Here is a 26,646-nt window from a genome sequence, read left to right on the forward strand (position 1 = left end):
CCTGGGGCTTTGCCCGGCGCGCCGGAGAGCGGGGTGGGGTGGCCCGTTCGGCGTGACGGCGGAGGGTCTTTCGGCCACAGACGGGCGAGGGGGGTGGTGCGCGATCATCCCCGGGGGTAGGCCTTCGATCATGTTGCTGAACGGACCCTCCACTTCCGCTGCCGACACGGATTCCGCCACCGGCAGGCGCGCCCCGGCCGTCGCGATGCTGCGCCTGCTCGGCGGATTCCAGGTATCCCAGGCCCTCTACGTGGTCGCCCGCGCGGGCGTGGCCGACCAACTGGCCGACGGCCCCAGGCCGGTCGCCGAGGTGGCCGCGGCCGCCGGTGTCCGCCCCGACCTGTTGCGGCGGCTGGTACGCACGCTCGCCGCCGAGCAGGTCTTCGCGTTCGACGCGGCCCAGGACACCGTCGGCCTCGGCCCCCTGGGACACACCCTGTGCACCGACGCGGCCGATTCGCTGCGCGATGTCGCCCTCATGTGGATGGACACCCACTACGGGCCCTTCGCCGGCCTCTGGTCCACCCTGCACGACGGAGTGCCCGCCGCCGAACGGGAGTTCGGCAAGCCGCTCTTCGACTGGCTCGCGGAGGAGCAGGACAGGCTCGACGGCTTCACTGCCGCCATGGGCAACCTGCTCGCGCTCCGGCAGGACGCCCTCGACAGCCTCGACCTGCGCAAGGTGCACCACCTGGTCGACATCGGCGGCGCCGACGGCACGGCGCTCGCCGAGCTCGCCCGGCGGCACGAGTGGCTGTGGGGCACCGTCTTCGACCTGCCGCACGTCGTGACCGCCGCCGCGCCCGTGCTGCGCGAGGCCGGGGTGTCCGACCGGATCGGCACCTGGGGCGGCGACTTCTTCGAGAGCGTGCCGCCGGGCGCGGACGCGTATCTGGCCTGCTTCATCCTCCACGACTGGAACGACGAGCAGTGCGCCACCCTGCTGGACCGCGTACATGAGGCCGCCGGAACCGGGGCCCGCCTCTTCCTCGTGGAAACCGTCCTGGACGAGGGAGCGGCCCCGGAGGTCGCGACGCTGCTCGACCTCACGATGATGGGCATGCTGGAAGGACGGGAACGCAGTCGTGCCGACTGGCAGTCCCTGCTGACGGGTTCGGGCTTCCGCCTCGACCGCGTGGTGCAGACGGGCGGCCCCATGTGCGTGCTCGAGGCGACCGCCGTGTAGCGACGGCCGCGCGCCGCCTCGCGTCCGCTCGTTTCTTCCCGCGCCTTCGGCCCGCCTTCTACAGTGGGGCCCAGTGGCAGCAAGGCTTCTCCGAGGGCTTTACGAGAGCCTTTCGAGTGCTTCTCCCGAGGGCTTCTCCGGTGGGGGTGGGAGATGAATCTGGGCGGTGTCGGGGGCCGGGCCGGTCGCGACGTGTTCCACACGCTGTCCGGCCCCGCATGACCAGTGCTGAGGGCCCGCCGCCCCAGCGGGTACGGCAAGAGGCCGCGGCGGACGGCTCGGGGGAGGCCTACCAGGCGGGCCGGGACCTCCACAGGACCACGCACGTGCACGAGGCGCCCGCCCCGGTGCGGCCCACGGTCATCCGCGGACTCCGCAGGGACACCCTTTACTTCACGGGACGTGACGAAGAGCTGCGGCTGCTGTTGGGCGCGATCGCGTCGGGCGAGGTACGGATCCACACCATCAACGGAATGCCCGGCGTGGGCAAAACGGCTCTCGTCACCAGGGCCGCGCACCTCCTCGCTGGTCAATTTCCCGACGGCCAGTTCTTCGTCGACCTGCGCGCACATGCGCAGGGGCAGGCCCCTGCGGACCCGGTGGACGTGCTCGCGACGCTTCTCGCGGGGCTCGGCATGGACCCGCGCAGTCTGCCCACCTCCTTGGACGGCCGGAGCGGCCTGTGGCGCGATCAACTCGCGGGCCGCCGTGTCCTGCTCGTGCTGGATGACGCCGCCGACAGCGACCAGATCGAGTCGCTGCTGCCCGGCGGACCGAGTTGTCTCACGTTGGTGACCAGCCGCAGCCGGTTGGTCGACCTCGACGGTGGTAAACCGTGGTCCCTCGGCACGCTGCCCCACGACGAGGCCATGACGCTCTTCGGCCGCCTGGCACACCGCGGCACGCGCGGCGCTCCGCACGACGCCGCCGCCGACCATGCGGTCGGCATCGGTGAGGGCGACACCGAGGTGCTCGACAACATCGTGGAGCTCTGCGGCCGGCTGCCGCTGGCGATCGTGCTGCTCGCCGGACGCCTCTCCCACCGCCCCACCTGGACCTTGGCGGACCTCGCAGCCGACTTCACCGCCACCACGGACCGGCTCGACCATCTGGTCGCCCGCAAGCGCGCGGTCAGCGCCGCCTTCGCGCTCTCCTACCAGGACCTGCCGCCCGGTCGACGCCGGCTCTTCCGGAGACTGGGCCTGCACCCCGGACCCGACATCGACCTGCGCGCCGCAGCCGCGCTGGACGGCATCTCGGACGCCGAGGCACGCGACGGACTGGAGGCGCTTTACACGGATCACCTGCTGGAGGAGATGGCGCCCCGTCGGTACAGCCTCCACGGCCTGCTCCGGGAGTTCGCCGCCCATCGCAGCGCCTGCGAAGAGACCGCCGACGACTGCGATCGCGCGCTCGGACGCCTCGTGGAGTACTACCGGAGCACCGCCGAGCAGGCCGAGAGGGTCATTTGGGCGCGCGGACCCGTATGTCCCGGGCTGCCCGACGCGGGCAGCGCCCTGAACTGGCTGCGGACCGAGCGGGCCAACGTACTGGCCTGTCTCGACCACGCGGCCGACCACGAGCAGCGGGAGCAGGTCGTCGGTCTCACCGCCGCCCTGGCTCCGTTCCTGCTCCGCGAGGGCCCCTGGTCCCAAGCCGTGGCGCTCCACGAGCGGGCGGTCGCGGCGGCCCGCGCCACCGGGGACCCGCACAGCGAGGCCCACGCCCTTGTCGAACTGGGCTTCATCCGATACGCGACAGGCGACTTCGCTGTCTCGACCGACTTCCACGAGCGTGCGCTGGCCCTGTTCGAGGAACTCGGTGACCGTTCTGGGCAGGCGCAGGCTCTCCACGGTCTCGGCCGCGTGCGCGCCACGGCCGACGACTACGCGGCGGCGAGCGGCTTCCACGCGCGCGCACTGGCTCTCTTCCAAGAGCTGGGTGACCGCCACGGCCAGGCCAATGCGCTCCATGGCCTGGGCCGAGTCCGGTACATGACCGCGGACTACACCGCTTCCACCGAACTGAGCGGGCGTGCCCTGGCCCTCTTCGACGCGGTCGGCGACCGCTGCGGTCAGGGCAGCACGCTCCTGTGCCTCGGCTTCGTCCGCTACCTGACGGGAGAGTACGAGGCGGCGACCGGCTTCCAGGAGCGAGCGCTCGCCCTTTTCGAAGAACTGGGCGACCGGCACGGACAGGCCAACGCGCTCCAGGACCTGGGGCGTGTCCGCTTCGTGATGGGGGATTACGTGGCGGCCGCGGCACTCCACGAGCGTGCGCTGGAGCTCTTCGAGGAGCTGGGGGACCGGCACGGCCGGGCGAACGGGCTGAACAACCTGGGGCGCGCCCGTTTCGTGATGGGGGATTACGTGGCGGCCGCGGCACTCCACGAGCGTGCGCTGGAGCTCTTCGTGCAGCTGGGGGACCGGCACGGCCGGGCGAACGGGCTGAACAACCTGGGGCGTGTCCGCTACGCGGCAGGTGACAACGAGGGAGCCGCCGACCTCCACCGGCAGGCACTGGAGTTGTTTGAGGAGATCGGCTCCCCTCACGGCCGGTGCAACGCTCTCCACGACCTGGGGCGCACGCACTACTCAGCCGGTGCGTACGCGACCGCCGCCGACCTCTACGAACAGGCACTGCACCTCTTCCAGCAGGTCGGCGACCCCCAGGGCGAGGCGGAGGTCTGGAACAGCGTCGGTGCCCTCCGCACCGCGGCGACCGGTGCCGCGGAGAGTCTCACCGCCTACCGCAAGGCCCTCGAACTCGCCCGCCTGGTGGGCAGCCCGCTCGACGAAGCCACCGCACTGGAGGGAGCGGCGCGCAGTCAACTCCTCACGGGCGACGCGGAGGCCGCGATGGCCGACCTGCGGCAGGCGGCCCGCCTCTACGACCGCATCGGCGCCAAAGCCGCCACGACCGAGGGCCGCCGTACCGCACGGGACTGACGGCCTCGTTCCAGTACCGAGGGAGCGTACGGCCCACTGATCAGCGCCCTCGCCGATCGCGTGCCCCGCAGCACCCTGATGGCGACGATGGACGGTGTCCGGGCCGGGACCGCGCTCGTCCTGCCCTTCGTGGACCAGGTGTGGCAGGCGTACGTCCTCATCTTCCTACTGCAGGCCGCCTGGGCCGCCTTCACGCCCACGTTCAAGGCGACCATCCCCGGAATCCTGCCTGAAGAGCGCGACTACCTGCTCGCCCTGGCCCTCGTCGCGGCCGCCGCCGGATCCATGGTCATCGTCAACGCGGTGGTGCTCGTCAGGGAACGCCTGCGGCGCGGGGTGGGCGCGGTGTCGCTGGTCCTGACCCCGGTCGGCGGGCTCGCTCAGGTGCGGCTGCTTGCTGCTGACCTGTCCGCTCGCGGGAGGGCTGGTCGCCGCCGCGGGGATGACCGCCGCGGCGGCGAGGCTCACCGGTCTCACGTTCGCCGATGCGTACGCGGGCCCCCACGGCTGGCGGCACGCGTACGACTACGTCATCGACGTCCGCCGCCCGAACCGGCCGTTGCCGGGCCGGGCCGCGGGTTCGTACCAGAGCTCACCTCGTCCAGGTCCTCACCGTCCGCGAGGTGTGCCCGCACCGTCACCCGTGCGTCCTCGGGTGCCCGGACGGCCAGGGCGCGGCCGCGCCGCTCCGTGTCGACGTCCCCGGTGACCATGATCCGGGTGACCTCGCGGCTGCCCGCGGCGAGGAGGTACCGGTGACCCGAGCCCGCCGTCCACCGCGTGTCGGCCACGACGTGCTGGCCGAACCGGCTGCAGGCGGCGGTCGAGCGGGCCCGCCCCACGACCTTCGCCGGAGCCGTCGCGGCCTCGGTGGACGTGCGGAACTGGAGCAGGACGCTCCCCGGGCCGCGCCAGGTCGAGGCGCGCGTGCAGGACCACACGGCTCTGCCGCCCTTCTCGGGCAGGTCCTGCGCGGCGTAATCCCAATGGTTCACGGCCCGCACACCGCTGCCGCGCAGCTCGGAGAGGCGGCACGCGCCCCGGGCCCAGCTCTGCAACGCCGTGCCGCTGGTGGCCTCGCGCGGCTGGCGGGCCGGGGCGCCGGTACCGGGCAGCGGGGTGTAGCTGAGGTGCACGGGAGTCAGCTCGCCGAGGTCCGCGACGAGGAAGGCGTGCTTCTCCACGATGCGGTTGGACGAGCGCAGTTGGAGCACCGGCATGCTGTCGCACGATCCCGCGGCCGAGGGCGCGTCGACGGCCGCGGTGAGACCCTGGCCGGACACGTCGAGCGGTCGGCCGGGGGAGTTGGGGCGCAGCAGATCGCGCGTCTGGGCCTCCGCGATCCACGGAGCGGTGAGGTAACGGATCTTGCCGTCCTTGCGGCTGACGGCGAGTGCCGCGGCCGTGGTCACGTCGGAGTCGTCGGCGCGGGAGAAGTCCAGGGACGCGGGTTCCGTCGGGGTGGCCGGTTCCACGTAGCGGACCACGCGCCTGCCGTCGTGGAACAGTACGACCGCCCCGCCGCCCACGTCACCTGCGTAGAGCAACTGGGTTCCCTTGGGCGGCGGTTCGGTGGTCGTGGCCTCGGACGCGCCGACGCGGGTGCCGGCCGGCGGGTCCGTCCAGGCGGCGAGCGCGCGGGTGAGCAGTGCGCGGTCGTCGACGCGGGAACCACGCGCAGGCCACGCGCTGAAGTCCACCCGTGAGGTGTCGGCCCAGACGTCGGACGAGGTGCGGGTCAACGCGTCGGCACTGATGGCCGAGCGCGAACCGACCGGCCGCGTCGGTTCGTCGCGGGAGAGGGGCACGGGGCCGACCGTCAGCAGCGCCGCGCAGCTGATGGAGGCGATGCCCGCCGCGCACCAGGCGAGCCGGATCCGGCGTCGGCGGCGCAGCAGATCGGTGGGCCGGGTCTGCACGGAACAGGCGTCGAACTCCTGCGAGCGCAGCAGCGTTCCCGCCGCGTCCCCGACCGTCTCCTCGACGCGGCAGGCGCCCTGCAGTGCGGCCTCCGGATCGGAGACGTCGGCCGCGGCGAGCAGTTCCACGACCTCGGTGCGCGGCAGACCGTCCAGCTTGCAGAGCACGAACGCCGCGCGCGCGGGCGCGGACACCTCCGAGAGGACCTGCGCGAGCGCGATCTCATCCGCGCCGCCCGCGCGGGGGAACAGCCGCAGTCCCCAGACCACCGGGAGCACCGGGCGCAGTGCGCGGGGCGGCGGCAGACGGTCCGGCCACCCGCGCGGCCGTCGGTCGTGGGCCAGTGCCGCGCCCAGAACACGCGCGGTCATCCACGCCGTGCCCGCCCTGGCGGGCTCCGTCTCCGGCGTGCCGTCAGTCCCACGGCCCCTCCGCTGCAGCGGAATCCGGGCCTTCGTGTGCCGCTCCCGGAAGCCGGGCAGGGCGCGCTGTACCAGGGAATGGGCGGCGAGTACACGCCGGTGACGGCTGATTTTTCCGGGAAGTATGAGGTAGGCGAGGCGTACGAGCCGCGTGTATTGGTCCACGATGACGGCCTCGGCGTGGTCGAGGGCCACGGGTTCGAACGCCGAGGCCCGGCGCCGTTGCGATGTGCTCATCGGTCGAAAGACCTTCCGAAGGCTGACGACGTTGCGTCCTGACCTCCGTCAAACGAGTGAATCATGCGTTGGTCACAGCCGAGGTGGAGGCAGCGCTCGACGCCAACGACCCGGCGGGGGTGCGCCGCTGACGTGACGCCATGATCAGTTCCCAGAGGCGCCCCCCTTCTCTTCCTCGACGTCGACGGCCCGCTCATCCCCTTCGGCGCCCCACCGCAGGAACTGCCCGACGGATACCCGACGTACCCCGCCGGACCCGCTATGGGGGAGGCCGCGGCGCATCCGCTGCTGTCCACGGCCGCCCTGCGGCTCGGCCTGCCCCGGCTGCCCCTGGTGGAGTGGCCCGAACCGTCGGACGCGGACGAACGGGTCGGACTCCACTGGAAGACGCGCACGCTCGTCGCGCATGCGGCCGGACGCGCCATCGCGTGGGTCGACGACGAGATCACCGAAGCGGATCGGGCCTGGACGGCGGCCCACCACCCGGGGCAGACCCTGCTGCACCGAGTGGCTGCGCGCGCGGTGACTGCCGGGCGGTGTCACGCTGTTGCCGTTCAGTGACACCGGAGACAGAGCTGTGACGCGGGAAAGGGCAACGAGCTCGTGGGGTCGCGGGTCGTATGGAGCGTGGGATCAAGGGGGCGGTTTCCGACGCGCACATGGTCCCGGACAAGCACGCCGACCGGATGAGTTGTTGGGGGAAACAATGGAGACGAACATGCGTGTGAACAAGGGACTGCTCGCCGTGGGGGCCGCGCTGGCAGCAGCGGGCGTCGCCGCCGGAACCGTACCGGCCGCCGCGGCCGGCACACCCCGCTTCCTGTCGCCGAGCGAGCTGCCGCCGCACGCCTCGTCGGCCTGGACCGCCGGGCCCGTCACGGCAGGGCAGCCCGACCCGCTGCCGATGTGCGTCGGTGAAGCACTGCCGTCGATCTCGGTGCACCGTGCCTACCGGACCGACCTCGACACCAACGCGCTCCAGGTGACCGTGGTCGAGCGCAGCGAGCAGCGGGCCAAGGACTTCGCCGCTCTGCTGCGCAAGAACCTCGACGGTTGCGCGAAGAAGGTGATGCAGGAGTACCCCGACATCACCGCGGAGCAGAAGTACTACGGGAAGGTGAACGCCGAGGAGGGCGCCCACGTGTACGGCGTCCACACGACCGCCACGTGGGGGGCCAACGACATCAACATGTTCTCGGTGGGCCGTGACGGCAACACGGTGACGCTCGTGCACTGGGGTCAGATGGGCGGTTTCGCGGACGCTCAGGTCGCGGACTTCAAGACCACGACCGCCACGGCAGTGAACAAGCTCTACTGATCCGACCTCGGCATTCCCGACACGGGGTGGGACAATCGGCCGACCGGGGGAGAGGCCGGGGGCCGGAGTGGCACCCGGCACCCGGTGGTGGGGAGGAACGACGGTGGTGGAGTGGCGGTACATCGCCAAGGGCGCAAGGGCCGTCCCGGAACCCTTGGCCACGCCGTTCGTCTGGACGACGGCCTGTTCGGGCTCCCTGGTGCTGGTCATCGCGTTCGACCTGCTCGGCGCGCTCGACCGCACCGGCCTCGCGCTCGCGGCGCTGTCCGTTCTGGCGGCCCTGGTCGGGATGCTCGGCCGGTTCGTCGCGGCACCGGGCACGGCCCTGCTCTGCTGGGCCCTGCTCAACGTGTTCGCCGCCCACCCCACCGGGGAACTCTCCTGGGCCGGGCACCGGGACCCCGGCTGGGTGGCGTGCCTGCTGGCCGCCGCCCTCATCGGCACTGCGACGGCCCGGGTGTGGTACGCCCGGGCCGCGTACCGCCGCATCACTCCGTTCGACGGGGCGACCTGAGTTTCCGGATCTCGGCGCCGGTCAGCCCGTCGGCCGTTGCGCCGATGAGTTTCCGGTACGCGGCCGGTCTGCACGGACATGGAGACTCACACACTCAAGACAGCCGGCGCGGACCTCGTCCATGACGTTCGCGGGCCGCTGCCGACCGCAGACGGACGCCCGCCGTTGCTGATGATCGGGCAGCCCATGGACGCCACCGGCTTCGCCGCGCTCGCCGCGCGCTTCCCCGAGCGGACCGTGGCCACCTATGACCCGCGCGGGCTCGGGCGCAGCACCCGTAAGGACGGGCGGGTCGACCACACGCCACAGATCCAGGCCGACGACGTGCACGCCGTCATCGAGGCGCTCGGGGCCGGGCCGGTCGAGATGTTCGCCAGCAGCGGCGGAGCGGTCACCGCGCTGGAGGTCGTGGCGAGGTACCCCGCCGACGTCACCACTCTCGTCGCGCACGAGCCGCCGCTCATCACCCTCACGCCGGACGGCGCGGCGGCCGTGCGGGCCAGGGACGGAGTCCGGGAGGCCTACGAGAAGCGGGGATGGGGGGCCGGGATGGCCGCGTTCGTGGCCATGACCTCGTGGCAGGGCGAGTTCACCGACGCGTACTTCGCCCAGCCGGAGGCCGATCCCGCCGCGTTCGGGATGCCCACGGAGGATGACGGCTCACGTGACGATCCGCTGCTGTCCGACCGGTCCTGGGCGGTCAGCGGCTATCGGCCGGACGTCGACGCGCTCGCCGCCTCACCGACCCGCATCGTGATCGCCGTGGGCGAGGAGTCCGAAGGCGTGCAGACCGGGCGCACAGCCGCCGCTACCGCCGAACTGCTCGGGCAGCGGGCGGTCGTGTTCCCGAGCCATCACGGCGGGTTCTGCGACGGAGAGTTCGGATATCCGGGGAAGCCGGACGAGTTCGCGCATCGACTGCGCGAGGTCCTCGACGGCGCCTCGTAAGCCGACCGGGACGCGTCCCGGGCGCGTCCCACTACGCCGTCTTTGCATGACCATGCGAGATGATGCATACTCTTCCCATGTCTAAGGTCCTCACCTCCCTCCCCGCCGGCGAGCGCGTCGGCATCGCCTTCTCGGGCGGTCTCGACACCTCCGTCGCGGTCGCGTGGATGCGCGACAAGGGCGCCGTCCCGTGCACCTACACCGCCGACATCGGGCAGTACGACGAGCCCGACATCGCCTCGGTGCCCGGCCGTGCCAAGGCCTATGGCGCGGAGATCGCACGCCTGGTCGACTGCCGCGCCGCGCTGGTGGAAGAGGGCCTGGCCGCGCTGACCTGCGGTGCGTTCCACATCCGCTCGGGCGGACGCGCGTACTTCAACACCACGCCGCTCGGCCGCGCCGTCACCGGCACCCTCCTGGTCCGCGCGATGCTCGAGGACGACGTCCAGATCTGGGGCGACGGCTCGACCTTCAAGGGCAACGACATCGAGCGGTTCTACCGGTACGGCCTGCTGGCCAACCCGCAGCTGCGGATCTACAAGCCCTGGCTGGACGCGGACTTCGTCACCGAGCTCGGCGGCCGCAAGGAAATGTCGGAGTGGCTCCTCGCCCACGAGCTGCCGTACCGGGACAGCACGGAGAAGGCGTACTCCACCGACGCCAACATCTGGGGCGCGACGCACGAGGCCAAGATCCTCGAGCACCTGAACACGGGCGTCGAGACCGTGGAACCGATCATGGGCGTGAAGTTCTGGGACCCGTCGGTCGAGATCGCCGCGGAGGACGTGACGGTCGGCTTCGACCAGGGTCGCCCCGTGACCATCAACGGCAAGGAGTTCGCCTCCGCCGTCGACCTGGTGATGGAGGCCAACGCCATCGGCGGACGCCACGGCATGGGCATGTCGGACCAGATCGAGAACCGGATCATCGAGGCCAAGAGTCGCGGCATCTACGAGGCGCCCGGCATGGCCCTCCTGCACGCCGCGTACGAGCGCCTGGTCAACGCGATCCACAACGAGGACACCCTCGCGCAGTACCACAACGAGGGCCGGCGCCTCGGGCGGCTGATGTACGAGGGTCGCTGGCTCGACCCGCAGGCCCTGATGGTCCGCGAGTCGCTGCAGCGCTGGGTGGGCGCGGCCGTCACCGGCGAGGTGACGCTGCGGCTGCGGCGCGGCGAGGACTACTCGATCCTCGACACCACGGGACCGGCGTTCAGCTACCACCCGGACAAGCTGTCCATGGAGCGCACCGAGGACTCGGCGTTCGGCCCGGTCGACCGGATCGGCCAGCTCACCATGCGCAACCTCGACATCGCCGACTCGCGCGCCAAGCTGGAGCAGTACGCGGGCCTCGGTCTGATCGGCACCGCCAACCCGTCCATCGGCGCCGCCCAGGCCGCCGCCACCGGCCTGATCGGCACCATGCCGGAGATGCCGGAGGGCGGCGCCGAGGCCATCGCCTCCCGCGGCCAGGTCTCCACCGAGGACGCGGCGCTGGACCGCGCCGCGATGGAGTTCGGCACGGACTGACCGCACGCACCGAGCGCACCAGGGGCCGGTTCGACACCAGGAGGTGTCGAACCGGCCCCTGTCCGTTTCGGCGGCGCCGTTGATTCGTTGACGTCTTTGTGGGTACTCGGGTGCGGTCGACGTGTGTCGTCCGTCCTGTGTGGCGCCTGCCCCGTGTGGTGGGCCCCACGACCAGTGGGGTTTTACGCGACTGTAGAAGTATGGCTAAGGTGCCGGAGATGTTCTGCGACGGCGCATCACCCGCATTTGAGACAAGACGCGATTTCGCAGGCCCAGGTTCACTGTGGGAGGCATCTTGAGTGAGATCTCACGGCCGACAGGCCGCCATGCGCTGGCGCTGCCTCCCCAACGGCCCGCACCGGGCCCTGCCACTGCCGCGACCAGGACCTCGGACACGGCGAAGCCGGCCAAGCAGCGGGACTCGTTCTTCGACAACGCCAAGTACCTGGCGATCGTCCTCGTCGCCATGGGGCACGCATGGGAACCGCTGCGGGGCGACAGCAGGGCCGCCGCCGCGCTCTACATCACCGTCTACACCTTCCACATGCCGGCGTTCATCGTCATCTCCGGCTACTTCTCCCGCAGCTTCGACGCGAGCCCGAACCGCATCAAACGCCTGGTCACGGGCATCGCCGTGCCCTACGTCATCTTTGAGATCGCGTACACCTTCTTCAAGCGGTGGGCGGGCGGCGACCCGGACTACCCCATCAGCCTGCTCGACCCCTGGTACCTGACCTGGTTCCTGGCCGCCCTGTTCATCTGGCGGCTCACGACACCCCTCTGGAAGATGGTGCGATGGCCGCTGCCCCTCGCGCTCGCCATCGCCGTCCTCGCATCCGTGTCGCCCGACATCGGTGACGACCTCGACCTGCAGCGCGTCCTGCAGTTCCTGCCCTTCTTCGTCCTCGGCCTCGTCCTGAAACCGGCCCACTTCCAGATGGTGCGCCGCCGCGAGGCGCGGATCCTGGCCCTGCCGGTCTTCGCCATGGCACTCGCCTTCGCCTACTGGGCGGCCCCGCGCATGAACGCGGCGTGGTTCTACCGCCGCGACAGCGCCCAGGAACTGGCCGCCCCCGGCTGGTCCGGCGCCGTCATGACGATCGGGCTCTTCGGCTGCTCACTGGTGCTCGTCGCCTGCTTCTTCGCCTGGGTGCCGGGACGCAAACTGTGGTTCACGGCCCTGGGCGCCGGCACGCTGTACGGCTACCTGCTGCACGGCTTCCTCGCCAAGGGATCCCGCTTCTGGGACTGGTACGACCACGACTGGATCCACCGCCCGCTCGGCGAGATCACCGTGACCCTCCTCGCCGGAACCGTGATCACGCTCCTGTGCACCCCACCGGTGCAGCGCATGTTCCGCTTCGCCATGGAGCCGAAGATGGCCTGGGCCTTCAAACAGGACGCGACCGCCCTCGCCAAGGGGCAGGTATACAGGGAAAGAGCCGAGTGACCCCTCCGGCCCGGCCTCCCGCGGTCCACTACGAGAGCATCGTCGAGACGCTGCCCGCGGGACGCCGGGCCGTCACCGTTCTGGACGCCGACCACCGGGAAGTCGGCAGCCTCGAGTACCAGGTCTGCCACCCCTGCCGACGCGGCTACATCGGCAGCATCGCCGTCGCCGCCCACTGGCAGGGCCAGGGCCTCGGACGGCACGCCCTGCACACCGCCCTCGCCGCCTGCGCGGGGTACACCTGGTCCACGTCACGGCAGTCGTCCGCGGGGCGCCGCTTCTTCGCCGCCATGGAGGACGAGACGGGTACCGCCTTCCCGCCCGGCGGGACCCGCTGCCCGCACATGGACCCCCGCATGCGCCCCGGCCCCCTCACCACCGAGGCCCGGCGCCGCATCGGGTGGCACGCGGCGCTCCGGCGGCGGAAAGTGATCAGGGAACCCCAGGCCGACCAGGACCGTTGTCCTGAAACACCCTGAACGAGGAGCAGCGCATTGTCCGCCAGACCGACGGACCCCCCGCCCGCCTGCGCATCGACGCACCGATGAGCGCCGCGCTCGGCCTGCTGGCCGTCTTCGTCCTCACCGTCGGCACCGGCTATTTCGTGGCGCAGGAATTCGCGTACGTCTCCGCGGACCGCCTCGCCCTGACCCGCGAAGCGGAAGCGGGCGACAAGCGCGCGGCCCGCGCCCTGCAGGTCCTCGAGCGGCTGTCCTTCATGCTGTCCGGCGCGCAGCTCGGCATCACCGTCACCGGCCTGGTCGTCGGCTTCATCGCGGAACCGTCCGTGTCCACACTGCTCAGGCCCGCCCTGACCGGGATCGGCATCCCGGACGGCGCGGTCGGCGGGATCTCCGTCATCCTCGCCTTCGTCCTGGCCACCGTCATTCAGATGGTGCTCGGCGAGCTGGCACCGAAGAACCTCGCGCTCGCCGTGCCCGAGCGCCTCGCCAAATCCCTGGCGGCCTCCACCCTCGCGTATCTGAAGGTGGTCGGGCCGGTCGTGCGGATCTTCGACAGCGCCGCCAACCGGCTGCTGCGCCGCGTCGGGATCGAACCCGTCGAGGAGTTGCACCACGGCGCGACACTGGAGGAGCTCGGCCACCTCATCGGCGAGTCCCACGAGCAGGGCAACCTCCCCAAGGACACCGCCGCGCTCCTGGACCACGCGCTCGAATTCTCCGACCGCACCCTCGACGAAGTCATGGTGCCGCGCGCCGACGCCGTCTTCGTCCGCAAGGAGGCGAGCGCGGTCGACACCATCGAACTGATCGCCCGGCACGGCCACTCGAACTATCCCGTCCTCGGCGACCACCCCGACGACATCGGCGGCGTCCTCGGCATCCGCGAGCTCACCCGGCTGCCCGCCGCAAGCCTGGCCGACACGACCGCCGGCGCGGTCGCCCGACGCCCGCTGCTCCTGCCCGACACCCTCGAACTGCCCGACGCGGTCGAGCAGATGCGGCAGCGCGACGACGAGTTCGCCGTCGTCCTCGACGAGCACGGGGGCGTGGCGGGCATCGTCACGTACGAGGACATCGCCGAGGAGCTGGTCGGCGACATCGCCGACGAGAGCGACACCGTCGTCGAGCTGGCCGTCGCCGACGGACGGGGCTGGCTGGTGGACGCGGGACGCCGCCTCGACGAGGTCGCCGAGGCAACCGGCATCGCGCTGCCCGAGGAGGACGACTACGACACCGTCTCCGGATTCGTCGTCGACCGGCTCGGCCGCTTCCCCTCCGTCGGCGACAGACTCACCGTGCACCTGCCCGGCGGGGACACCGTGGTGATCGACGTCCGCACCCTGGAGCGGCACGTCGCCGAGCAGGTGCGCCTGGAACGGCTCTCCGAGCCCCTCCTCAACGGCTCGAACGACGAGGGGCCGAGCGCATGAGCTTCCCGATGGCGCTGTTCATCACCGTCCTGCTGCTGATCGGCAGCGGCTTCTTCGTGGCCGCCGAGTTCGCGCTCGTCGCCGCGAAACGCCACCGCATGGAGAAGGCCGCGTCCGACGGACAGCGGGGCGCCAAGGCCGCTCTCGCCGGAATGCGCGAGCTGTCCCTGATGCTCGCGGGCGCACAACTCGGCATCACCGTCTGCACCCTGGGCCTCGGCTCGATCTCCAAGCCCGCGATCTCCCACGAACTCGACCCGCTGCTGCACAAGTGGGGCCTGCCCAGCGGCCTCAGCTACGGCGTCTCCTTCGCCTTCGCGATGATCGTCGTCGTCTTCCTGCACATGGTCGTCGGTGAGATGGCACCCAAATCGTGGGCCATCGCCCACCCGGAGCGCTCGGCCATGCTCCTCTCGCCCGCCTTCCGCGCGGTGGTCAAGGTCGTACGCCTGCTCATCGGTGTGCTCAACAGGGTCAGCAACGCCCTGGTACGGCTCTGCCGCGTCACCCCGCGCGACGAGCTCGCCCCGGTCCACAACCGCGAACAGCTCACCCACCTCGTCGAGGAGTCCGCACGCCTCGGCCTGATCAGCGAGAACGACTCGGAGCTGATTACCAACTCCCTCACCGAACCGCACTCGCCGGTCGGCGACCTCCAGACACCCGCCGGACAGATCATCTCGGTCCCGGCCGCCGCCGGCATCGACGCCATCCTCACCACGGCCGCCGCACACGACCGCAGCCGACTCCTGGTGTTCGAGGGCCCGCTGATCCTCGGCTCCGTGCACGCCCGCGACGCCCTGATCGCCCGCGCCCGAAGCCGCACGGCGGTCACCGCGCGCGAACTGGCCCGCCCCGTACCGGAACTGGCCGCGAAGGACACCGTCGGCCACGCCATCGAACAACTGCGCCGACACCGCGCCTCCCTCGCCGTCGTCAGCGACGACACCGGGCGCCTCACCGGCATGGTCACCCTCGACGACCTACTGGCCCGCCTGATGCACCCACCGCGCCCACGAGCGGCCTGACCGCGCAGTCCTCCCGGGGAGGCGGCGGCGTCGTATCGCCCGACTCCGCCTCCACCGTCGTCAGCACCCTCGCGGACAGGGCGCACTCGACCTGCTTGACGGTGTGGAACGTGATCAGGTCCTCGGGACCGCCCTCGATGCGTGGCCCGCCGCCGACCAGCATGCCGACGAGCATCGCGCCGTACACCTTGTGCCCGTCGATCTCCGTGTCGATCGGCACGAACACCGGAGCGCCCGAGTCGCCCTCGCGCACGATGTTCACGCCCTCCTTCCCCGCGAGGACCAGGCCACGGGTGCACACGTCAGGATGCTCCGCGTCGCAGGACTCGCCCCGGGTGAGGTGGTACACCTCGATGTCGCAGACCAGCTTGGTCACCTTCCCGCTGACGCACACCTTCTGGCCGACCACGGGGCCGTCCGCCTTACCGAGGACGCGGCGCGCGACGGGCGTGCTCGGCGTACCGCCGTCCGTCCAGAGCGTCGGCGCGTACACCTGCGGCTTGATGCGGGTGCCGCTGATCAGCGCGGCATCCACCGTCTCGTTGTTGAACGACGAGAGGAACGTGCCGAACCGGAACTCGCCCGAGGTCGCCTCCGTCCCGGTCGGCGCGCAGTGCCCGGCGGTCGCCATGGCGCGCTTGCCGCCCTCGACCCTGCGCATGGCGAACCCCGACGAACAGGCGAACGTCCGACCGCCGTAGGTCACGCGGTACTCGGCACCGCCACGATGCGGCTGCGGGTCGTTGAACCGGCTCGCCGGGGCACCGGACGCGGGCGAGGACCAGGTCAGGGCCAGCAGCAGGGCCAGCAGACAGTGGACGAAAGGCCGTTTCGTCATCCGGTCCTCCTAGAGCTCGAAGTCGATCCGGCCGAGCACGCCGACGCTCAGCCCGAAGTAGTCGGCATGCACCGGACGCCGGGCCGCGGGCACCGCGGTGCCGTTCACGGTGAGGGTGTCCGTGGCGGTGTCCGCATCGGTGCGATAGAGCTCGTACTCCTGGACGAGAAGCCGGTACGAGGTCAGCAGCTGCACGCCCGGCACGGCGATGCCGCCGTCCCACACGAACGCGCCGCCCTCGGCCCGGCACGCCAGCTCCACCGGAGCACCCGCCTGCTTCCAGTCCATCTCGTCCGTCTGCAGCGTCGCCCGGCTCTGCAGGGTCACGACGACCCGGCGGCTCGCGGCCGCGGCGGCGACGCCGGTGCCGCTGAGCTCCCCGAGTTCGTTGTACGTCGCCGGACCGGCCAGCCGCACGGTGAGCCGGTCGCCGTCCCGGCGACCGGTGACCGAGCGGGGCGGCACGAGCTGCGCGAACTCCGCACGCTCCACCTTCGAGAGATGCAGCGGATCGACCGAGTACGGCTGATAGCGGGCCAGCGCGAGCCGCACGTACGGGAAGTACGTGCTCCTGGTGACGTCCGCGCCACCGAAGTCCACGTCGATGTCGACGTACCAGAGCCGACGCTCCGGGTGGAACACCGGAGCGAAGGCCACCGCGTCGACCGTCACCGGCGCCGCGTCGGGGGACTCCGCGAGTCGCAGCCCGGTCAGGCGCTTCGCCGCGTTCGGGAAGTGCGCGGCGGCAGGGCTGGGCAGAACCGTCGCATCGGCCCAGACGGGGTCCACGCCCCAGCGGGTCGCGACGGTGTCCGGCAGGACCGTGCCGCCCGGATCGAGCAGGACGGCCAGCATCTCGTCGTCCCCCGAGGAGAACCACGGCCGGTTCAGATAGACGCGGAGACCGGCGGGACGGCGGTGCCGGGTGACCGCACGGCTCTCCTCGTCGACGGACCGCTCCCAGCGGAACGTCGGCACGACATACGCCACCGCAGGCGGCTCGGGGCGGCGCGAACTGGGCACGGGCAGGGGAGCGGCGGCCGGGCCGACCCGGGTGACGTTGGCCCGGTCCTGGGTGATGCTGGGGTGGAAGTACTCGCGGAACCGGGTGACGGCGGTAGGGGTGTAGCGGACGTTGCGGTGCCGGGTGTCGCCGAACTCGTGAGTGCGGTCCACGCGTGCCTCGTCCGCGGCGTACGCCAGGGTGATGTCCTCCAGATGCGTGTGGCCGTCGATCCGGACCGGCTCGGGCCGGGCGACGTCGTCCAGCCACTCGCTCCAGTGCGCGTCCAGCTCGACGTGGCCGCTGCTCTCGGCATGGCTGGTCAGCGTCCCGGTCAGCTGCGTCGCGGTCTGCTCGGCCGCACGGTGCGGGGCCAGGTCGGCGAGCTCCGGGCGGAGCACCGGCTTCTCCACCGCGTGGACCAGGGTCAGCTCGACCCAGGGCGTCAGCATCCAGTTCTCGCCGTCGGCACTCGCCCGGGTGACGAAGGCCTTGTCCGCGGCGGGCAGATCCGCCCAGAACGGCGACGCGGTCAGCAGGCTCCACTGCCGCAGCAGCGGCAGCTTCGCCGCGTCGACATAGCAACTCAGCCGGACCGTGGCGATCTCACCCTTGGTGAGGAACACCTCCAGCACCCGCTCGCGCAGACCGTCGTGCCAGTGGGGCGCCCGGTCGCCTTCCCTGATGCGCAGCTTGAACGGCTTGGCCTGCGGCCACGGACCGGGGAAGGGGATCTTGCGGTTCTCCGTGTCACCCGGCAGACCGCGCAGCATGACGCCCTCGGCAAGGACGTCCGGCAGGTACGGAAGGATCAGCTGGTCGGCGCTGTGCACCACGAACTCGCCCTGCTCCAGGCAGGCGCCGCGCCGGGGGAGGGGCAGCGGGGTGAGCGGCAGCGGGTCGTGCACGTTGTGCTTGGCGATGTGGATGTCGCCCTCGCGCAGCAGATCGTGCTCGAGATAGGGCCACTCCGGGTCCCGCACCTTCGTGTCGAGGAAGGAGCCGGCCTCGCGGGACGCGACGGCGACGTACTCCTCGCGTGCCTCGGCGGGTTTGCCGGGACCGAAGGCCGCGTCGAACACGCCGTGTTCCTCGGCCATCTGCAGGGCGGTCTTCGGCGGCGCCACATGCCGCTCCGCGATCGGCTTGTACCGCCGGTCCAGATCGTCGACCTCCGAGCGCGCCGCATGGTCGGGGACGTCGGAGCGGTCCACGGCGTACTCGTCGGTGGAGACCTCGCGGCCCTCGTCGGTGACGGTGCTTCGGATGACGAGGCGCTCGGTGGACTCGCCCTCGTTGAACGGCAGGAGCGGCATCACCACGGGCTGGGGGACCGGCTCCCAGCGGCCGTACGTGATCGCGTCGGAGTGGACCGCGTCCGGCGTGTTCGCCGTGTGGTCGAGTCCGTTGCCTGCCAGGTCGACGACCCTGGCGCGCATCCGGTACGTGCGGCCGAAGCGCAGGGCGGGCAGCGATCCCGGCTCCGGGGCGAACTTGGTGTCCAGCGGCACATCAGGCGACACGGGCGGATCCGGTGCCTTCGGCTGGTCGTCCAGGCCGATGGTCCGGCCCGGGCGGGGCGCCGCGAGACTCCAGCCGTGCCAGCCGAACACGGCCTGGTGGCCGTACAGTTGCCGGTCGTCGGCCGCGTCGACGGTGACCGCGCTGGCGCGCACCAGACCCTCGTCCGGACGAACCTGGACCTCGACGGGCTGCTGCCCGGGGCGGCGGATGGTGTACCGGCCCTTGCGGCGCAGCAACGAACGCCATTGTGTGACCCGGCCGGTCGCCGGATCGACGACCCCGATGTCGACGCGGTAGCCCCGCAGCAGGTCCACGGCGGTCAGAACGGCTTCCTCCGCGTGGACCTGGCGGCGCACGTCGGCGCCGATGAGCCCGGCGAGGTGCCGGTCGCGGTCGGTGTGCAGCAGCGTGATCCCGGCGCCGCGCGCCGCCGGGGTGCCGGTGCCCGACACCAGCTGGGCCACCGATTCCGTGCCCGCCGGCAGTCGGCCACCGCTCCACAGGCCGTCCATCGAGCGTGCGTAGTCGACGTGCTTGAGGGCCGCCCCGTCCACGTCGAGCTCGGTGAGGTGCCAGACCTCGGGGTCGCCGAGGTCCAGCATCCGGCCGCTGACCACCCCACTGTCCCCGGCGGCCGCCTCGAAGACGCTGCCCCGGATGTACCGGATCTGCGTCCAGGGACACTTGCCCGGGGTGTTGAGATCGGCCGACTCGGGCAGCCGGTCGTCGAAGTGCACGCGGACCTTCGCCCCGTCCACGACCCGGGCAGGCATCGCGAAGCTCAGATCGAGCACGAGCCCGAACCTGCGCTGCAACTCCGGGTAGTCGCCCAAAAGACCGCACGCCTCATGGAAGTCGATGCGGTGCGCAGGCTCCTCCGCGAGCCCGGGCGCGGACGGCGCCTTGCCCCGGTCGTAGAACCTGGCCGCCTCGGCCAGCGGCAGCATCCTCTTGTTGTCGCCGTTGTACGCATCGCTCGTACGGTCCATGAAGCGGGGCTCGTGACCGTCGTCGTCCCCCGTCGCACGCAGACCGCGCGGCTGCAGGACGTCCTCCAGAATCGCGTACCCGTCCTTGAGACTGCGACCCAGTTCGAGCACCGGATCCGAGATCAAGTCGGTCACCCTGAACAGTGCGGGCAGCTCCCAGCCGCGGTGGTCCGTCGGCGGCTCCTCGCACAACGACCGCTCTTCCCGCGCCCATGCGGTACGCAGCCTGCTCTGCGTGGTGTACACCGCGACCGCCTCGTACAGCCCGGTGACCTCGTCGTGGACGCGCTTGCCCGGATAGGAGCGCAGCGTGCGCTGCTCCTCGGCGGCGAGTGCGGTGGGCGGGCGCTGCGGGGGCCGTACGAAGGTGGAGTCGTCGAACAGGGTCCGCCACAGGGCCGGATCGGCCGCCGGATAGCGGCCCGTCGGCCGCAGGGTCGTGACGCGCGTGCCTGCCGGGCTGTCGAACTCCAGCCACAGCGAGGGCAGGAGCGCGGCGAGCCGCTCCGGCCACTTCGCGAAGTACGCGGACTGGCCGAGCGCGCCGATCCCGGTGAGGCTCGGACTGACGAGCACGGACACACGTACCGTGTCCGCGTCGGCGACGCCGTCGGGAAGCACGGTCCATCGGATGCTGTCCATGGTCAGCCCACCTCCGCGAACGCGGTGCAGTAGTCGAGGACCGGGTCGATCCGGGCGCCGGTGACCGGGTCGGGGTACGGCGACATCAGATCGACGAACGTGGGCGGGCTGATCTCGGGGCAGGGCGTGCCCGCGGCGAACGCGGCGGCTCCGGTGCCGCTGCCCGCGAACTTCTTCTCACAGCTGATCGTCACCGACGTCTCGAAGAAGCCGATCTCGATGCTGATCGTCAGGGTGGCCCGGCCGATCGCGTAGCCGTCCTTGTAGCCCAATTCCATGTAGAGCTCGATGGAGGCGGAGACGATGCCGAGGACGTCGACCTCGCCGCGCGCCCGCAGATAACCGACGAGGGTGACGCTGTTCTGCGCCAGGTCGAGCCGGAAGTAGATGCCGGCCATCACTGACAGGCTGCCGCTGGCGACTCCGAAGTTCATCGACACGGCGGCCCCGAACTCCAGGGCCGCGTCCAGGACGGCGATCTCCTTGGGATTCAGGACGATCCCGAAGTAGCCGCCGCCGCCCAGCATCGACACCGTGAGCCGGAACGGCGCCTCGCGGCGGCAGAAGGCGAACCCCGCCTGCAGCGGCGTGTCCCCGATGAACGGCACCGAGAGCGCGGCGTTCAGCGAGAGGTTCTCCAGGCTGAAGACGCCGACGGCCGCGTTCGGCAACTGCATCGAGTAGTTCGCGTGGATCCCGGAACCGTCGACCGTGATGGCCGGCGGATCGCTGAAACCGTCGAGCGGAATGATGTTCCGCAGGGTCTGGACGAAGTCCAGGTTCCCCACGAAGTCGACGCCGCCGAACTTCACCTCGACGTCGGGCTTCTGCCCGGCGCGCATGCTGAACCGGATCTCGTCGAAGTGCAGCACGACCGCGTCGAATCCGGGCACCATGCGCAGGTCGAACTTGCCCAGCGTGCACGTGACGTCCGCGGCCTGCGGCACGTCGGGACGGAGCGAGCCGCGCAGATCGGTGACGAGCGTCAGCTTCCCCGTCGGCCAGAACACGGCGTCCTCGGGCACGGTCGGCGTCGGCTTGCCCGGCGTCCACGCCTTGATGTCGGGCTGCCACTGCAGCCGCGAGTTGACCACGTCCGGCAGCTTGGCCCCGAGGGCGGCGAGCTCGATCGCCTTCTTCAGGGCGAGGGCCTGTCCGACCGCGCTGTCCCAGGTGGCGGCCGTGTCGGCGATCCGCCCGAGCAACTGCCGCACCCCGGCGTCGACCCCGGCGGGCAGCCCGATGCGCAGCGCCGCGAGGGCGTCGGCGAACGCGTTGAAGGCGTTCTCGACCTCCTCGATGGTGGTGGGGTCCGGCGCCCCCTCCAGCTGGCCGACGATGTAGTCCACGAGGACCTGCGCGAAGACCACCGCGGCGTCGGTCACGCGCAGGACCAGGTCCACGGTCTCCGGGAACTGTTCCTCGACGGACGTGAGCAGATCACGCAGCCCACGGAGGTCGCCGAGGAAGCCGGTGACCGCGTCGACCGTCGCGGTGAAGAAGTTCGGCGCCTTGAGGTTGTCGAGGCCGATCTCGCTCAGGATCTCGGTGAGCGGGAACATCCCGAACAGCTTGGCCCCGGCCAGCTCGCCGAAGTAGTCCAGCGGGTTGAACCGGCCCTGGGCGAGCTTGGCCCACTTGTCGACGGGGGCGGCGCCCGCCGCGGTGCCCGTCGTGGCGGCGACGGGACCGGTGAGCCGGGAGAGCCCGGCGACGGGGAAGTTGGGCTGGGCGAGGGCGCCGGAGGTCTGACCGGATCCGCGGAACGTCAGGTCGACGGGCGCGGCCAGCTCGACGAAGACCTGCCCCTTGTTCGAGTCGGTGAAGGCGGCCCGCACATACGGCTCCGGATAGAACACCGACTGCGTCCCATCGGCGCCGGGACCGCCGAACTGACTGAGCGCGGGGATCACGGCCCGCGCCCACCGCACGGTCGGCAGGAACCGGGGGTGGTCGGTGGGATCCAGTCCCAGAATGGACTCCGTGGTCACCGCGCCCCAGATCAGCTGCCCCGTGGACAGCGTCGTGTCGCCGGGCTTGCGACTGGGTGCGTACGCGATCGACTGGCCCCGCACGTCCGCGACGGCCCGCCGGACCGCGGGGTCGCTCAGGTCCGGTGGCTCCGGCGCCGGTTCGGGCACCAGGCTCCGGTAGTGGTCGACGATCACCTGCACATCGGCCTTGTTCTCGTGCACCAGCTTGCCGACGAAGGCCATCGGAGTGCGGAACTCCAGGAGCCGCCCCTCCAGGTCGGTCATGCTCACCTGGAACTGGAAGGGATCCTCGGTGGCGGACACGGGGAAGAAGGCGAGCTTCTCGTCGGGATCGCCGCCGATCGAGGAGAGCCCCGGGATCGTCTGCGGCTTCTGCAGGTCGGGCGTGACCAGGGTGAGCAGCCGGACGCCGGTGAACGGGAAGAGTCGGCGCAGCCGCTGCTGGTCGCTGTTGTCCTCCCGGCTTCCGTAGGCGCGCACCGGTTCGCGCACCATGATGAAGAACCGCTGGTTGAGATAGGCGGCCCGGTCCGGGCGGGACTGGTCGAACTTGCGCTCGGTGACCTTGACCAGATCCGCCAGATGCCCGAACGGCCACAGTCGGCCGCGGTACATGACGCGTACGTAGTGATCACGGCCCAGCGCGGCGCGGTGCCGCCACTGTGTGACGTCGAACCCGGTCGGGGGCCGGTCCCAGCGGCCGAAGGAGTCGAGCCAGCCCCCCATGGCGGACAGGACGAGGTTGTCGACGTCGAGCGGCGCGGGCGTGAAGCCGCCCGGCAGGTTCCGGTTGGAGCTCAGATGCACGACCGAGGACCGGTCCTTGCGGTCCAGCGCCATCGTGAACTCGTTGCCCCCGGCGGGCAGGGCGCGCGCGTCGGCCGGATCGAAGCCGGGGTCCCGGGTCCACACCGCGCGGGCGTGCCCGGTCGGCATCCGGGTGTGCCAGAGCTCGACCCGGCCGTCGGGGTCGGGCAGCGAGGCCGGGTGCGTCCAGGTCGCCGTCTGGGGCGGGGAGAGGAGCAGCCGGTAGGGCAGCTCGATGCCGGTGCGTGGCCGGGCGGGGTCCGCCAGGGGGTTTTCGGGGCCGGGGGCGGCGACGGCGTCCGATCCGCCCGTGACCTGGGGCTGCTGCTCGGCGGCGAGGAGTTGTGCGGCGAGGGGCCCGGTCGGACCGTGCCGCGCGGTCAGTTCCGCCGCCGTCCGCGCCAGCCGCAGCGCCTGGAACACGTCGAGGGGGTGGTCGGCCACGGCGTGCGCGGGACGGGCCGCCGCGGCCGGTTCCCGGGCGGCGTCCACGACATGGAGCGGCAGGGTCCGCATCGCGGTGAGCAGACCCGCTTCGGTGTACTCGATGATGACGTCGGCCGCGACGCTGAACACCAGCAGGCTGCGCCCGCCGATGCGGGAGGCGACCGGTGGCGGCTTGTGCGGTTCGCTGCCCGGCGGTGGTGCCGCGCCCGCCACCGGCGCCGCGGCCGTCTCCGGCAGGCCGGGGCTCACCTCGAAGAAGGCCTGCTCGACGACGTGCTGGGGGCCGAACGTGACCACCAGGAAGGCCGGTTGCCCTGCCTCCTGCCGCACGAGCCGCCGTGGACCGAGGAGGGGGCGCTCCAGTCGCAGCCCCGGAAACGCGAAATGCAGATCGACCAGGTCGGTCGCCCGAAGCAGCCGGTACGGCTCGGGCGGTGGGGGCGCGGCCATGTGACTCTCCCGTCACGCGAGTCAGGAAACCCGAACGATGTGGCGCCGATCCTCAGAGGAACAGGCCTCGGACGTGCTCCCTGTCCCCTCCCCGCACGATGGCTCCGGCCCAGGCTCTCGGATGCGCTCTACGCCACGCGCGGGCGGAGCTGCTCCACCACCCGAATGAGTGAAGAGGTCGGCTGAAAGGCGCTGGGGCGCGCGGCGCCGTCCGCGGAAGCGGAATACCTGTAGGGGAGGGCGAGTTGGGGTCTACTGCCACTCGACAGGCGCTCGATACCGACGAAGGAGTTCCGCATGCCCCTCAGCGTCGAAGAACGCGAACTGTTCCTGGCCGAGCCGCACATCGGAGCGCTGGCCGTGGCCGCGGAGGACGGACGGGCGCCGCTCACGCTGCCGATCTGGTACCAGTACGCCCCGGGCGGCGAGCTCTGGGTGATGACGGGCAGTGACTCCAAGAAGGGTCGGCTGCTGGCCGCCGCGGGGCGGTTCTCGCTGATGGTCGACCGCGTGGAGCCGACCATCCGGTACGTCTCCGTGGAGGGTCCCGTGGTCCGTACCGAGGCGGCGACCATCGAGCAGCTGCGAGAGATCTCGACGCGCTATCTCTCACCTGAGAACGTCGAACCGTACGTGCAGTTCGCCTTCAAGGAGCACGGCGATCAGACCGTCTACTACCTGCGGCCCGAGCACTGGTACTCGGCGGACCTGGGAACCGTCTGACCTGTCACGGCTCGATGGCCGCCCCGCTCACGGCTTGCGGGCGAGCCCGCCGTGCTCACCGATGGGCTCCGCGGCGGGAGCGTCGGCGTCCGGACGCCAGAAGGGGACCGAGACGACCCCGGGCTCCAGGAGCTCCAGCCCCTCGAAGAACGCTTCGATCTTGTCGACGGGGCGCAGGAAGTAGGGGACGGCACCGGTCTCGTTGTAGGCGTCCTGGGCCTGCTCGTACGCGGCGTCGATGCCGCGTGAGCCGTCGTTGATCGAGAGGTAGCTCCCGGAGGGCAGACCCTCCAGCAGCCGGGCGACGATCGTCCGCGCCTGGTCGTAGTCGGCGATGTGCCCCAGGATGTTGCTGAGGATCAGGGCGGTGGGACGTGTGAAGTCCAGCGTCTCCGCGGCGGCCTCGAGGATGCGGTCGGGGTCGGACAGGTCGGCGTCGACATAGGCGGTCGCGCCCTCCGGTGTGGAGGTGAGCAGGGCGCGGGCGTGGGTGAGCACCATCGGGTCGTGGTCCACGTACACGATCCGGGCCTGCGGGGCGAGCCGCTGGGCGACCTCGTGGGTGTTGTCCACGGTCGGCAGACCGGTCCCGATGTCCAGGAACTGGCGGATGCCCGCCTCGGTGACCAGGTGCGTGATGTTGCGACGCAGGAAGGCTCGGCTGCTGCGGGCCACGGTGACGATGCCGGGGAAGACCGCGCTGTACGCGTCGCCTGCGGCCTCGTCGACGGGGTAGTTGTCCTTCCCTCCCAGCCAGTAGTTCCAGATCCGGGCCGAGTGCGGCACCGATGTGTCGATCTTCTGGTGTGCCGCCGGACCGGGCGTGGTGGCGTGGTCGGTCATGGGTACCGTCCGTCTTTCAGCCGTAGCGTGGAATGTTCATCGCACAACCTACGTCGCAACAGCTGCGTTGCGCACACAAGTTCACGGCATCGATCTGCGTCGCTTCGCCGCGTGACGGTTCGCGGCACTGTTCCACGTCATGCCTGAAGCTCTCCGGGGCCGGGGCGGGCGCGAGTTCACCGGGTCCGGGAGGCCGACCGGGACCTGCGGCACCGGTCGGCGCACCGGCTCGGCGGTCAGCAGGCCATGTAAGCACCCCCGTTGACGTGCAGCACCTGGCCGGTGATGTGGCGTGCCCCGGGGGAGGCGAGGAAGGCGACGGTCTCCGCGATGTCGTCCGGTGAACCGGCGCGACCCGTCGAGGTGGCGGCCACGAGCTGTTCGCGCCGCTGGTCCGCGAGCCGGTCCCGGAAGAACTCGGTGTCCGCGATGTAGCCGGGCGCGACGACATTGGCGGTGATGCCGCGGGGGCCGAGTGCACGGGCCAGGTCGAGGTTCCAGCAGGTGAGCCCGGCCTTGGAGGCGCCGTAGGCCCCTGCGCCGGACCCCTGCGCGGCGGCGATCGACCCGATGTGGACGACCGCCCCGCCGTCCGCGAGCCGTCCGTCCAGCGCCCTGGTGGTCAGCGCGGCGCTGACGAGGTTCGCGTCCAGGTTGTCGCGGAAGGCCTGCGCGTACGCGACCAGGTCGGCCTCTTCGCCGACCGTGAGGCCCGCCTTGCTCTCGGCGTCGAAGTCGGTGTTCCCACCGGCATTGTTGACGAGGACGTCGACCTGGTCCGGAAGCGTGGCGAGGAGAGCGGTCAGCGCTTCGGGCCGGGTGTGGTCGCACACCACACCGCGTACGCCGGTCTCTGAGGCCAGTCGGTCGAGGGGTTCGGGGCGGCGGCCGGTCACGAACACGGAGTCGCCCTGCTTCGCGAAGAGACGGGCGGCCGCGCGGCCGATGCCGGTGCCGCCGCCGGTGATCAGGATGGTGCGTGTCATAAG

At 71.3% G+C, this 26,646-nt stretch carries 19 protein-coding genes; 12 read left to right on the forward strand and 7 right to left on the reverse strand.

The window, feature by feature from the left end; genetic code table 11:
* Positions 1 to 130 precede the first annotated feature (130 nt).
* Positions 131 to 1,186: a methyltransferase gene (locus AOK03_RS12760; protein WP_079074679.1), complete on the forward strand. Its 1,056-nt coding sequence runs from the start codon at positions 131 to 133 to the stop codon at positions 1,184 to 1,186.
* A 218-nt stretch (positions 1,187 to 1,404) separates the two neighbouring features.
* Positions 1,405 to 4,134 carry a tetratricopeptide repeat protein gene (locus tag AOK03_RS12765; RefSeq protein WP_079074680.1) on the forward strand — a complete coding sequence of 910 codons (2,730 nt, stop codon included), beginning with the start codon at positions 1,405 to 1,407 and terminating at the stop codon, positions 4,132 to 4,134.
* Positions 4,135 to 4,299: 165 nt separating this feature from the next.
* On the opposite strand, the gene AOK03_RS12770 is transcribed toward AOK03_RS12765, so the two are convergent.
* Both AOK03_RS12770 and AOK03_RS12775 read right to left on the reverse strand, forming a co-directional pair.
* The gene (locus AOK03_RS12770; RefSeq protein WP_055565339.1) at positions 4,300 to 4,602 is read right to left on the reverse strand and encodes a hypothetical protein; all 303 of its coding nucleotides are present in this window, start codon (positions 4,600 to 4,602) and stop codon (positions 4,300 to 4,302) included.
* A 62-nt stretch (positions 4,603 to 4,664) separates the two neighbouring features.
* On the reverse strand, positions 4,665 to 6,713 hold the full coding sequence (locus AOK03_RS12775; RefSeq protein WP_063792491.1) for a hypothetical protein: 2,049 nt from the start codon (positions 6,711 to 6,713) through the stop codon (positions 4,665 to 4,667).
* Between the two features lie 195 nt (positions 6,714 to 6,908).
* Between AOK03_RS12775 and AOK03_RS12780 the strand changes: the two genes are divergently transcribed.
* The 9 genes from AOK03_RS12780 (at position 6,909) to AOK03_RS12820 (ending at position 15,397) form a co-directional block, all read left to right on the forward strand.
* Positions 6,909 to 7,274 (forward strand): hypothetical protein, encoded by a 366-nt coding sequence (locus AOK03_RS12780; RefSeq protein WP_079074681.1) that lies wholly within the window; start codon positions 6,909 to 6,911, stop codon positions 7,272 to 7,274.
* A gap of 157 nt (positions 7,275 to 7,431) precedes the next feature.
* Positions 7,432 to 8,031, forward strand: coding sequence for a hypothetical protein (locus AOK03_RS12785; RefSeq protein ID WP_244177592.1), 600 nt, complete (start codon positions 7,432 to 7,434; stop codon positions 8,029 to 8,031).
* A gap of 103 nt (positions 8,032 to 8,134) precedes the next feature.
* The gene (locus tag AOK03_RS12790) at positions 8,135 to 8,545 is read left to right on the forward strand and encodes a hypothetical protein (protein WP_055565342.1); all 411 of its coding nucleotides are present in this window, start codon (positions 8,135 to 8,137) and stop codon (positions 8,543 to 8,545) included.
* A 78-nt stretch (positions 8,546 to 8,623) separates the two neighbouring features.
* A complete protein-coding gene (locus tag AOK03_RS12795; RefSeq protein WP_055565343.1) occupies positions 8,624 to 9,493 on the forward strand; it encodes an alpha/beta fold hydrolase in 870 nt (289 codons plus the stop codon).
* Between the two features lie 77 nt (positions 9,494 to 9,570).
* Complete coding sequence (gene argG / locus AOK03_RS12800) at positions 9,571 to 11,025, forward strand: argininosuccinate synthase (RefSeq protein ID WP_055565344.1); 1,455 nt, start codon at positions 9,571 to 9,573, stop codon at positions 11,023 to 11,025.
* Between the two features lie 295 nt (positions 11,026 to 11,320).
* On the forward strand, positions 11,321 to 12,475 hold the full coding sequence (locus AOK03_RS12805) for an acyltransferase family protein (protein ID WP_244177593.1): 1,155 nt from the start codon (positions 11,321 to 11,323) through the stop codon (positions 12,473 to 12,475).
* Positions 12,472 to 12,954, forward strand: a complete 483-nt coding sequence (locus AOK03_RS12810) for a GNAT family N-acetyltransferase (RefSeq protein WP_055565345.1) — start codon at positions 12,472 to 12,474, stop codon at positions 12,952 to 12,954. Before AOK03_RS12805 ends, AOK03_RS12810 begins: the two co-directional genes overlap by 4 nt.
* Positions 12,955 to 13,019: 65 nt before the next feature.
* The gene (locus tag AOK03_RS12815; RefSeq protein WP_055565346.1) at positions 13,020 to 14,369 is read left to right on the forward strand and encodes a hemolysin family protein; all 1,350 of its coding nucleotides are present in this window, start codon (positions 13,020 to 13,022) and stop codon (positions 14,367 to 14,369) included.
* Positions 14,366 to 15,397: a hemolysin family protein gene (locus AOK03_RS12820; protein WP_055565347.1), complete on the forward strand. Its 1,032-nt coding sequence runs from the start codon at positions 14,366 to 14,368 to the stop codon at positions 15,395 to 15,397. Before AOK03_RS12815 ends, AOK03_RS12820 begins: the two co-directional genes overlap by 4 nt.
* On the opposite strand, the gene AOK03_RS12825 is transcribed toward AOK03_RS12820, so the two are convergent.
* Genes AOK03_RS12825 through AOK03_RS12835 form a run of 3 tightly spaced genes read right to left on the reverse strand, consistent with a single transcriptional unit; the run spans position 15,339 to position 24,091 of the window.
* Complete coding sequence (locus AOK03_RS12825) at positions 15,339 to 16,235, reverse strand: chymotrypsin family serine protease (RefSeq protein WP_055565348.1); 897 nt, start codon at positions 16,233 to 16,235, stop codon at positions 15,339 to 15,341. The two genes, AOK03_RS12820 and AOK03_RS12825, sit on opposite strands and share 59 nt — an antisense overlap.
* 9 nt (positions 16,236 to 16,244) lie before the next feature.
* Positions 16,245 to 20,393, reverse strand: coding sequence for a hypothetical protein (locus tag AOK03_RS12830; RefSeq protein ID WP_055565349.1), 4,149 nt, complete (start codon positions 20,391 to 20,393; stop codon positions 16,245 to 16,247).
* Positions 20,394 to 20,395: 2 nt separating this feature from the next.
* Positions 20,396 to 24,091: a hypothetical protein gene (locus AOK03_RS12835; RefSeq protein ID WP_055565350.1), complete on the reverse strand. Its 3,696-nt coding sequence runs from the start codon at positions 24,089 to 24,091 to the stop codon at positions 20,396 to 20,398.
* Positions 24,092 to 24,388: 297 nt separating this feature from the next.
* Between AOK03_RS12835 and AOK03_RS12840 the strand changes: the two genes are divergently transcribed.
* Positions 24,389 to 24,814 carry a pyridoxamine 5'-phosphate oxidase family protein gene (locus AOK03_RS12840; protein ID WP_055565351.1) on the forward strand — a complete coding sequence of 142 codons (426 nt, stop codon included), beginning with the start codon at positions 24,389 to 24,391 and terminating at the stop codon, positions 24,812 to 24,814.
* 27 nt (positions 24,815 to 24,841) lie between these two features.
* Here the strand turns inward: AOK03_RS12840 and AOK03_RS12845 are convergent, their stop codons facing one another.
* Positions 24,842 to 25,657: an SAM-dependent methyltransferase gene (locus AOK03_RS12845; RefSeq protein WP_055565352.1), complete on the reverse strand. Its 816-nt coding sequence runs from the start codon at positions 25,655 to 25,657 to the stop codon at positions 24,842 to 24,844.
* A 236-nt stretch (positions 25,658 to 25,893) separates the two neighbouring features.
* Positions 25,894 to 26,643: an SDR family NAD(P)-dependent oxidoreductase gene (locus AOK03_RS12850; RefSeq protein WP_055565353.1), complete on the reverse strand. Its 750-nt coding sequence runs from the start codon at positions 26,641 to 26,643 to the stop codon at positions 25,894 to 25,896.
* Between the last annotated feature and the right edge of the window lie 3 nt (positions 26,644 to 26,646).

It is taken from the genome of Streptomyces atriruber (assembly GCF_001418325.1).
GTDB lineage: Bacteria > Actinomycetota > Actinomycetes > Streptomycetales > Streptomycetaceae > Streptomyces > Streptomyces atriruber.

Coding starts and splice junctions, on each gene's coding strand:
- AOK03_RS12840 (WP_055565351.1), top strand. CDS start 24,389: ATGCCCCTCAGCGTCGAAGAACGCGAACTGTTCCTGGCCGAGCCGCAC.
- AOK03_RS12825 (WP_055565348.1), bottom strand. CDS start 16,235: ATGACGAAACGGCCTTTCGTCCACTGTCTGCTGGCCCTGCTGCTGGCC.
- AOK03_RS12835 (WP_055565350.1), bottom strand. CDS start 24,091: ATGGCCGCGCCCCCACCGCCCGAGCCGTACCGGCTGCTTCGGGCGACC.
- AOK03_RS12795 (WP_055565343.1), top strand. CDS start 8,624: ATGGAGACTCACACACTCAAGACAGCCGGCGCGGACCTCGTCCATGAC.
- AOK03_RS12775 (WP_063792491.1), bottom strand. CDS start 6,713: ATGAGCACATCGCAACGGCGCCGGGCCTCGGCGTTCGAACCCGTGGCC.
- AOK03_RS12760 (WP_079074679.1), top strand. CDS start 131: ATGTTGCTGAACGGACCCTCCACTTCCGCTGCCGACACGGATTCCGCC.
- AOK03_RS12850 (WP_055565353.1), bottom strand. CDS start 26,643: ATGACACGCACCATCCTGATCACCGGCGGCGGCACCGGCATCGGCCGC.
- AOK03_RS12845 (WP_055565352.1), bottom strand. CDS start 25,657: ATGACCGACCACGCCACCACGCCCGGTCCGGCGGCACACCAGAAGATC.
- AOK03_RS12785 (WP_244177592.1), top strand. CDS start 7,432: ATGCGTGTGAACAAGGGACTGCTCGCCGTGGGGGCCGCGCTGGCAGCA.
- AOK03_RS12830 (WP_055565349.1), bottom strand. CDS start 20,393: ATGGACAGCATCCGATGGACCGTGCTTCCCGACGGCGTCGCCGACGCG.
- AOK03_RS12815 (WP_055565346.1), top strand. CDS start 13,020: ATGAGCGCCGCGCTCGGCCTGCTGGCCGTCTTCGTCCTCACCGTCGGC.
- AOK03_RS12765 (WP_079074680.1), top strand. CDS start 1,405: ATGACCAGTGCTGAGGGCCCGCCGCCCCAGCGGGTACGGCAAGAGGCC.
- AOK03_RS12820 (WP_055565347.1), top strand. CDS start 14,366: ATGAGCTTCCCGATGGCGCTGTTCATCACCGTCCTGCTGCTGATCGGC.
- argG (WP_055565344.1), top strand. CDS start 9,571: ATGTCTAAGGTCCTCACCTCCCTCCCCGCCGGCGAGCGCGTCGGCATC.